General features: G+C 45.4%; 9 protein-coding genes and 1 pseudogene. 3 read left to right on the forward strand and 7 right to left on the reverse strand.

The annotated features are described in order from the left end of the window. Nucleotides 1–149 precede the first annotated feature (149 nt). From H6G26_RS35640 to H6G26_RS35665, 7 genes and pseudogenes are all read right to left on the reverse strand, one after another. Entirely contained in the window at nucleotides 150–779 is a 630-nt protein-coding gene (locus H6G26_RS35640; RefSeq protein WP_190736028.1) for a response regulator transcription factor, read from the reverse strand. A gap of 8 nt (nucleotides 780–787) precedes the next feature. After that, nucleotides 788–3,565 (reverse strand): PAS domain S-box protein, encoded by a 2,778-nt coding sequence (locus tag H6G26_RS35645; protein WP_242054145.1) that lies wholly within the window; start codon nucleotides 3,563–3,565, stop codon nucleotides 788–790. 76 nt (nucleotides 3,566–3,641) lie between these two features. After that, nucleotides 3,642–4,532, reverse strand: a pseudogene (locus tag H6G26_RS35650) (serine/threonine-protein kinase); the annotation flags it as partial. 317 nt (nucleotides 4,533–4,849) lie between these two features. After that, nucleotides 4,850–5,245 (reverse strand): hypothetical protein, encoded by a 396-nt coding sequence (locus H6G26_RS43255; protein WP_242054146.1) that lies wholly within the window; start codon nucleotides 5,243–5,245, stop codon nucleotides 4,850–4,852. A 128-nt stretch (nucleotides 5,246–5,373) separates the two neighbouring features. Further along, entirely contained in the window at nucleotides 5,374–5,754 is a 381-nt protein-coding gene (locus H6G26_RS43260) for a hypothetical protein (RefSeq protein ID WP_242054147.1), read from the reverse strand. A 280-nt stretch (nucleotides 5,755–6,034) separates the two neighbouring features. After that, nucleotides 6,035–6,361 carry a helix-turn-helix transcriptional regulator gene (locus H6G26_RS35660; RefSeq protein WP_190736030.1) on the reverse strand — a complete coding sequence of 109 codons (327 nt, stop codon included), beginning with the start codon at nucleotides 6,359–6,361 and terminating at the stop codon, nucleotides 6,035–6,037. Further along, a complete protein-coding gene (locus H6G26_RS35665; RefSeq protein WP_242054148.1) occupies nucleotides 6,354–6,575 on the reverse strand; it encodes a helix-turn-helix transcriptional regulator in 222 nt (73 codons plus the stop codon). Before H6G26_RS35665 ends, H6G26_RS35660 begins: the two co-directional genes overlap by 8 nt. A gap of 162 nt (nucleotides 6,576–6,737) precedes the next feature. On the opposite strand from H6G26_RS35665, the gene H6G26_RS35670 reads away from it, so the two are divergent. The 3 genes from H6G26_RS35670 to H6G26_RS43265 all read left to right on the forward strand — a co-directional run bounded on the left by H6G26_RS35670 (nucleotide 6,738) and on the right by H6G26_RS43265 (nucleotide 8,232). After that, nucleotides 6,738–7,508 (forward strand): hypothetical protein, encoded by a 771-nt coding sequence (locus H6G26_RS35670; protein WP_242054151.1) that lies wholly within the window; start codon nucleotides 6,738–6,740, stop codon nucleotides 7,506–7,508. A gap of 150 nt (nucleotides 7,509–7,658) precedes the next feature. Then, the gene (locus H6G26_RS35675) at nucleotides 7,659–7,817 is read left to right on the forward strand and encodes a hypothetical protein (RefSeq protein WP_199327242.1); all 159 of its coding nucleotides are present in this window, start codon (nucleotides 7,659–7,661) and stop codon (nucleotides 7,815–7,817) included. A 25-nt stretch (nucleotides 7,818–7,842) separates the two neighbouring features. Beyond that, the gene (locus H6G26_RS43265; protein ID WP_242054155.1) at nucleotides 7,843–8,232 is read left to right on the forward strand and encodes a hypothetical protein; all 390 of its coding nucleotides are present in this window, start codon (nucleotides 7,843–7,845) and stop codon (nucleotides 8,230–8,232) included. Nucleotides 8,233–8,371: the final 139 nt, after the last annotated feature.

An 8,371-nucleotide genomic window follows, 5' to 3' on the forward strand; every position in this document is an offset into this window, starting at 1 on the left:
GAAACATCGGAGACGTTTATCTACCTTGCCATGATCCGGATCATGGTAAGACGATTAGCATAAAATTTTACCCCCCCAAACTTTTCAAACAGCCTCTAAAGCCAATTCTATTGGGGAAAAGGTAAAGGTTCACTCCCTTTTTCTCCCACTTACAAACTGACAATCCCACGCTTAACAGCAGCAATCACAGCTTGTGTGCGATCGCTCACGCCCAATTTGCTCAAAATCCGATTTATATGCGATTTGACGGTACTTTCACCAATAATCAAAGCAGTCCCAATTTCCTGATTACCCATTCCTTGTGCCATCAAACGCAGCACTTCCAACTCTCGTTCACTGAGTTCTGGATTGCTCATTCGCTGCAATAATTTTGCGCCTACTTCTGGCGGAATGTATTTCTGACCACTATGAATGGCGCGAATCGCATTCAAAAGCTCGCCAAGTTTAGAATCTTTAAGCAGATAGCCTTGAGCGCCCGCCTGTAAACCGCGATAGATATCTTCATCGCCATCGTAGGTTGTGAGTACCGCGATCCGAGCCTGCTTAAATTCAGCACAAATCGCCATAATGGCTTCAACACCTCCCATTTTGGGCATTCGTAAATCCATTAGTGTGACATCAGGTTGGTATTCTCGAAACGCGTCGATCGCCTGCTGCCCATCTTCAGCTTGAGCGATCACTGTCATTTCTGGATCGCGGTTAATGATGGTTGCTAGACCCTTTCTGACTATGGCATGGTCGTCAACAATCAGTACCCGAATCGTAGTGGATTGGCTCATTATAATTTTCACTCTCGATTGATAGTGACAATAATTTCTGTTCCTTGACCGAGTTGGCTTTGAATCGTTAGTTGTGCGCCAATGCGCTCTGCCCGTTCGCTCATTCCTAATAAGCCAAACCCACCGCTCAAAGGAATGCTACCCACTCCAAAGCCCCTGCCATTGTCTTTAATCTGTAAGATACACTGTGTCTGGTTGTACACCAACTCAACCCGAATTTCGCCAGCACAAGCGTATTTAATCGCATTGGTTAATGCTTCCTGCCCAATTCTGAGTAAGTTATTCTCCATTTCGGTTGGTAAGGAATAGGCTGTACCCTGAGTTTCGCAAATCAGAGCCGTGTCGGTCGTCGAGCGCATTTGAGCTACAATACGATGCAAGGCACTCTCTAAATTACCTTCTTCTAGTAGCTGCGGACGGAGTGCTGATACGGATCGCCGTGCCCCTGCCAGCCCAGCGCGTGCTAGTTCCTCAATCATTTCCAGATGTACTTGGGTTGCTTCCGGGTCATCCGCCAGCACTTGTGTTACTGCTCCAACTTGAAGCAGAATACCTGTGAAAGATTGAGCTAGTGTATCATGAATTTCTCGCGCCATCCGGTTGCGTTCTTCTAAGATAGAGGCGTGTTCAGCTCGTTTACGATCGCTAATGTCTGTCATGAGACTGTAGAAACCTCTTACCTGAGCATTGTCATCGAAATCAGGAATAAAGGTCGCGCTGATGCACCGCTTATCATCCCGAAAAGGGATTTCTGCTTCTAGAGGGACAGTTTGCCCTGCAAACACCTGATTAATATACAGCTCAATCCGTTCATAAACCGCCTCACCGAGCAGTTGACGAACAGGGTTGCCCAAAATTTCATCACGGCTACGGTTGAACCAAACCTCATAGGTACGGTTGATAAATTGAAAGCAGCGATTGGCATCGACGTAGCTAATCAGAACGGGTAGAGCGTCGGCAATCAGTCGTAATTCCTGCTCCTGTAAGCGAAGCTCCTCGTAGACACCGCGTAGCTCTGCTTCGTTTGCCTGCAATGCTGTCGTTCGTTCTGCAACTTGTTGCTCTAGGGTGCAATTGTATTCTGCTAAAAGCTTCTCTGCTTGTTTACGTTCGGTGATGTCTTGAAAGGCTGCGATCGCATACAGAATGTTGCCAGACTCATCAAAAATTGGAGTTCCCCAACTTTCGATCGGAATGATGCGATTCCCCTGGTGAATTTCGATATCATCCACACTGGCTTGTTCACCGTTTAGCGCTCGCTTAATCATCAGTTGTTCGGTTGGGTAGGGGCGATCGGTTCCTGCCACATAGAGTTGATAGGCCTCGGCAATTTGCTCTGGGGTGACAGACGGCAGCACGCCCTTGCCCAAGAGTTGGATTGCCTTTTGATTCGCGTAATAAGGGCGACCTGTTGCGTCCATAACCACAATTCCTACCGGAACCGACTCTAAAATTTTCTGGAGGCGGGTTTCACTTTGGGCGAGGGTCTGGTTTAAAGACTGCATTTTGGCAAATGCGATTTGAAGCTGCTGTGCCATCTGGTTGAACGATCGAGCCAGTTCGCCCAAATCGCCCGATCGCTCAATTTCTACCGTCTGGTTCCATGCACCGTCTGCCAGCGCTTTTGCCGATTGACTGACGCTGACAATCGGTTTAACGATCCATCGGGCAATCAAAATGCAGATCGCAATGCCAAGCAGCAAAGCCGCAATACAAAGCAGAATCGTCGTGCGGATGCTTTGATTAATCTTTGCCATGAAATCGGATTCAGGCAACACCGTGACAATCAGCCAGTCTAGCCCACGAGTATCTTTGAATGGCATCACCTGAATCAACTGCCGCCTGCCATCGAACTTAAAATCAAGCTGTTCCGCAGTCTGGATCTGCCACAAATCGCTGAAATGCTCGCGCAAATAGGCAGCAGTAGCTCGCACGGTAGGGTTACGGCTCTCAACTGCGGACAATCGATTTGCTGCCGCCCCACGACTTATGATCGCTTCTCCGGTGGAGGTGGCAACCAGTTGCCCCGATCGCTCTAGAATAAAGGCGATGCCTGTCTTGCCAATTTGCAGGCTAGCCAAAAAACGGCTCATCTCATTAGGCAGAAATACATCGGTGGCACAGACTCCCAACAGCGATCGATCGGCAGTGCTATAGACAGGCGTACTGGCGGTGATCGTTGGCAACTGGCTAGCAAAGTCGGCATAGATTCCACTCCAGATTGGTTCACCTGCCGTCACTGCCGCTTTATACCAGGGACGAACGCGCGCATCGAAGGCTTTGTTGCCTTGACTGATTAACTGATCTCGCTGACCATTGCGATCGAGGCTGTAGCCGTAGAGTTTACGATCTGTAGCAACATTACTCGACCGCAGTTCAATTGAGCGATCGGCAGGGCTACGTCGCACCCCTAGAAGAGAACCTTTGCGATCGCCACAGTAGATATCACTCACCATTGGATAAATCTGAATTTGCTGCCAGAGTGGAAACTCGCCTTTGACTGCGTTAGGGTCAATTTTTCCCTGAGCGAAGGTGCTGGCATTGAGCCGATTGATGTTATGGGGTATCTCGGTATAGGTTTGTAGTTTGCCTTCGATCCGGTTCGTCAGTTCGCGCCGCAGTTGACTGGCGAGATCGTTGATGGCTTCCTGTCTATTTTGGAGGGAAAAATACCCCACTAAGCCGACTGTCACCAAAGTTTGCAGCACAAACGGCACAATCAAAACCGTCTGCAATGGCACTGTTCTGGAAACTTGAGCTACAACTTGCTTGAGAAGACTGCTCATCAATCAGATTCCTCATTTACGGCAGTTCGCGCACGTTAGTCCATTTATTGACAGAAAATACTAGCCATGAGAAGCTCCAACGATCGCATACGTCTTGAAGCGCGAGTTGAATGCTAGAGATTTGACCGATTTTTGCTAATTGTTCAGCACAGGTTTCTAAATCCGCTTTGATGCCCCAGGCACTTTGATAGCGATTTTCAGCATTTTTCGCCATCAGTTTGAGAATGATATCTGAAACTGGTTTGGGAATCGTTGTATTTATTTCATTAGGCGGAATAGGATGCTTGGCGATATGACAATGGACTAGCTCCAGCACGTCTGTGGTGGGAAATGGTAGTTGTCCGGTGAGCAGTTCGTAAAATGTCACACCAAGGGAGTAGAAATCAGTCCGGTAATCGAGCAAACGGTTCATCCGCCCTGTTTGTTCTGGAGATAAATATGCGAGTGTCCCTTCTAAAACATGAGGACTTTTAAAAGTCGGATTTGTGCGATTAAATTGGGTGGCAATTCCAAAGTCAATAATTTTGACAACGCCAGTATCGAGATTGAAGACTATGTTTCCAGGATTGATATCTTTATGAATGATATTGGGTGCATGGATTCTGCCTAGAATCTCGCAAACAGCGATCGCAATACTTAAAAATTGGGATAAAGGCATGGGGCAAAACATATCTGGGCGCTTGTGCATCCATTGCTCTAGCGACTCTCCACCAAAATTCTCTAAGATAATTGCCAGAGTGCGTTGATAATCTTGCTGGCTGTATGCCTTCACCACTCCTTCTAAATTTAGGGAGCGAGTAATTTTATATTCCTGTCTGTAGCGGGTTAGTTCAGCAGGTGAGGGATAATCAAGCTTTAGTATTTTTATGATGAGCGCTACTCCATCATCTCTGATGCCCTGGTACACTAGAGAATTGGAACTTTCGTAGATATTGTCTTGGATAGCAATACCAGGCAGAGTGATCATAGAGCAGCTCTTGAGATGATAATCTGGCATAACCAAAACTATACAGCAATCCAGCTATCTAGATTTTTCATCTTCTGAAATCCTATTTGGTTTTGTTCATTTCTAGCCAGTTGCAGAGTGATGGCGTTCACTTACGAGCGCTGTATCAATATGTAGAGCGTTTCTACAGCACTCGTTTGACAACTGGCATAGCACGGGACACCAGTTGCGGAAAGTTTTGCCCTATCCCTCGTACAACTTCTTCACTGTCCCGTTGTGTTGCTAACTCCATTTAAACTGCAACCCAAAGACATTGGATGCCAAATTGCCAAAATTGTTTAGGGTATTCTCTCATACTCCAACTCCAGAACACTCAACAATTTCTCTTCCACAACAGTAAGATAAGGCCGATTCACCTTCCCCAATAACTGCAACAGACTTTTGACTGTCTCCTCCAGCGAATCGGAATACACCCGTGTAATGCGATCGCTGATTTGTTTAATCTGCTCACATTCAGCAGGCAAGTAATCGTAAGACTTCAGGTGTTGTAACCCAACGCCGTACTCGCTATCCCACATTTTCACGGTGCAAGTAAAGTCATTCACTAGGCTGACAATTGTCCAACAGCCACCTTTGCCTGTGAGTTCTGGATTGTCCTTTGCTAGTATTTGGCACACCTCGCCAATCTGGTAGGTATTGGGTACTTGGGTTCGCTCCATGATGCGCTTTGGCACCCGCAAGCTCTATTGCGGTTAGCCACACTTCTTACTGTTCCTGGGGTTCAAGCTTTGTCATGGGTCGAACTTGCCCCTCTGCTGTCGGCAATTTGTGATCAATTTGATCACAAATTTCAACCAAGTTATCAAAAACAACAGCCGCATCCATTATAAAGATAAGACTGGCGACAATTATGGTCAAAGCGATGGCTTCGCCAACGCCAAGGGCGAACGCGGCAATACTCCTCAAAGGTTTTGTGAGTAGAGCGATATAACTTGCGCTCCCGTAATTCCATTAATGCCTTCCCCGCCTCAAAAAACGCCCTTTCCACTTTCCTCTCTAGGTGCAGGCGATCACGCTGTTCTTCCTCTGTCAACTCTGGAACTTCAACAGCAGTAACCGTAATCGTTGCTGAAGCGGGATCTACTTGCTGGGAGATATCCTCATTTGCAGAGCTAGCTAGTGAATTTGAATCGGTAGATAGAGCAGAGGTGGCTTTTTTGCGTCTAGGAGGTGGTTTAGGCATGATTCCACCTTTTCTAGTTCAATGCTATTTTCTGAAAGTCAATTGCAAGGTAGATTTTGAATGTAATAGGTCGCTGATATCGTTCCACAAAGAAGATAGAGTGGAGGATAAAAGACTCGATAGCAGCAAAATAAATCCTGACGAGAATTGACTTAAAACTAGGAGCGCAAATGTGGAGGATAAAAGACTCGATAGCAGCAAAATAAATCATCAGATTGTAACTTCCTAAATTTAGACTTAAGCCAATAATGGCAAAGCATGAGGCTTTACACTAAGCCGTTTAAGCCTCATCAATGTCTTCCATGTAAATTAAGAAATCACCAGGTTGACCGTTTAGCTTTTTACAAATAACTTCAACTGTTGTTTTATCGGGATAAATATCTCTATCTCTCCAAAGCCTAAAAGCAGTCGCTCTAGGCAATCCAGTGATTTGCCAAAATTTATTGGCGTTCCACCGTAGTCGTGGATTAACTGATCTTCCTATGTACTGAATTATGCCTTGAGAGTCAATTGCGAAATAAATACAGGGCTGGCTAGGTAGCTGAGATCGCTCATTAAGGGCCACTGAAGGTAGCAACAAAAGATTAATGGTTTGAAGATTAATCATCTTTGCCCTTCTCCTCTGCCGGGAACCACTCTATTATCTCTCCTGGTTGAATTCTGTAAGTCTCGCAAAGAGCTTCCAGAATTTTAGAGGAGGGAATATAGGTTGGATCTGCTGCCAACTTGTACCCTGTTGTATCAGAAATTTTGGCATCTTGAATCATTCGATAAGCTGACAGCCCTCGACTCTCTAAAAATTGCTTGATTTTATTTCGCATAGGCATAACCTCTATACTACTACAGCTATTATACTCCAAAAATATATAGTGCAAAGATTGCAATAGTACAAAAAATTTGATAGTATTAAATTGTAGAGAAAGCGCCCCTGACTACCAATCCGAAGCGCTTCTCTACTCCTAAATTCAAGGAGTTTACTCATAATGACATACCAAATCTACAGTCATCAACAGCTACAACTGAAATCCATTGCTCGGCTCAAGCAAATCTACGCTGAAATCGGCTGCACAGTCGAAGTAAGCGACAAACGCAGTAAGGATTCTTGGATTAGTGCAATCGCTGAATATCAAGCCAGCAAGATTCAGAAACTCTCCCCTGCTGCCCCCGACAACCAAGCCCTCGCCCAAGCCGAACTCGACAGCTACATCGCTGACCAAGCCCAAGTTGTAGCTCCCGAACCCCTCAGAATAGTCGAAATCTCGTTTGACCATCACGAATATTACGCTGGTAATCAACTGGTAGCCAGCATCAGCCATGACGACAACCATTTAACCCAACGCTGGGTAGTCATCGTCAACGACAAAGAAATATTCCGTGCCAACACTCCAATGCGTTGTCATCGCTTCATCTGCACTCACTACAAAGACGGCTCATTACCTGTGCAGGAACAACTTGCAACACCATGTACCACTGGTAACGAAGTCATGGCGCAGATTTTCAACGAATGCGACAAGTACGGTTATGAAATCCTCAAAGACGGCATTTACCAGAATGACCAGAAATTAGGCGAAGTCGGACAGACTGACGGCAACTGGTGGTTCACACGCGCAGCAGACGAAACCCAGCGCATATCCTGTGATTCTGCAATGTCAGCAGTTCAATCGCTGTCGATGGTGGACGTGTCTACTGATGGTAAATCCATTTTTGATGAATATTTTTTAGAGCAACCCAAAGAAACAGCTAACTGGCGATAAATTGCAACGCCTCCTGGAGAGAACGGAGTTAGTCACAGCGTAATTCAAACAGTTATCAGTTAACAGTTAACAGTTATCAAGATTCGACACTGTTAACTGATAACTGCTCACTGATTATTTCCCTTCATTCACCAATCAATATGCAATCATTTGCTGCGTTCGATTCGCCTTTGCGGTGGTTGTGTTCCTCTGCACCGTCTGCAATTCCAATTCTCAGATTCAGTCATTCAAACACTGCTAGATAAGGAAGTGATGCAAGTGCAGAACACTGGACGCGGCTTTTTGTTGGAGATTGCCGAGGATTTTTAGGTTATTAATCCCAGAGGAAAAAACTATGAAACTTTACGCGAAGACCATTCCACAGACTCTACCCGATTGGGCAACTATCATCACGCAGATCGCAGATTTAATTGAGATTGAAATCAACGATGAACACCCTGATTTTCAATCTCTGCTTGAAGAGTTAGAAACTGAGATTGAGCCAGGAATATTCGGTGTGAAAGCTGAGAATTTATGTTCCAGACTCGGCTTTGATTTGTCTAACCCCAATCTGTACCAGTTAGTTGAACAAGCCCAAAACCTGACATCTGAAATTGCTACGCACCCAGACTACAGACAACTGTTGAACTTGGGATACACTCCTGATTTAAACATTGCTGATGCTCAAACTGCGCTCACCTATCTGCAATGCGAGTTAGAGCGTAATCAAGAACCTTCTATTTAGTAGAAAAGCGATTGCTTGAATATCAGCTTTTCTTCAAGCAATCGTAAAGCGCTGAAAGTTTACGCTACAAACCACTAATTATTGCACAGGTCAAATAAATATGGTTACTGAAATCAAATTAGGTTTATGCAACCCTCCC

The sequence above is a fragment of the Nostoc sp. FACHB-888 genome (genome assembly GCF_014696655.1).
Taxonomy (GTDB): Bacteria; Cyanobacteriota; Cyanobacteriia; order Cyanobacteriales; family Nostocaceae; genus Nostoc.

Bases quoted from the DNA above. Each gene is read 5' to 3' on its own strand.
- H6G26_RS35660 (WP_190736030.1), bottom strand. From the start codon at position 6,361: ATGATTAATCTTCAAACCATTAATCTTTTGTTGCTACCTTCAGTGGCC.
- H6G26_RS43260 (WP_242054147.1), bottom strand. From the start codon at position 5,754: ATGCCTAAACCACCTCCTAGACGCAAAAAAGCCACCTCTGCTCTATCT.
- H6G26_RS35665 (WP_242054148.1), bottom strand. From the start codon at position 6,575: ATGCGAAATAAAATCAAGCAATTTTTAGAGAGTCGAGGGCTGTCAGCT.
- H6G26_RS35645 (WP_242054145.1), bottom strand. From the start codon at position 3,565: ATGAGCAGTCTTCTCAAGCAAGTTGTAGCTCAAGTTTCCAGAACAGTG.
- H6G26_RS35670 (WP_242054151.1), top strand. From the start codon at position 6,738: ATGACATACCAAATCTACAGTCATCAACAGCTACAACTGAAATCCATT.
- H6G26_RS43265 (WP_242054155.1), top strand. From the start codon at position 7,843: ATGAAACTTTACGCGAAGACCATTCCACAGACTCTACCCGATTGGGCA.
- H6G26_RS35640 (WP_190736028.1), bottom strand. From the start codon at position 779: ATGAGCCAATCCACTACGATTCGGGTACTGATTGTTGACGACCATGCC.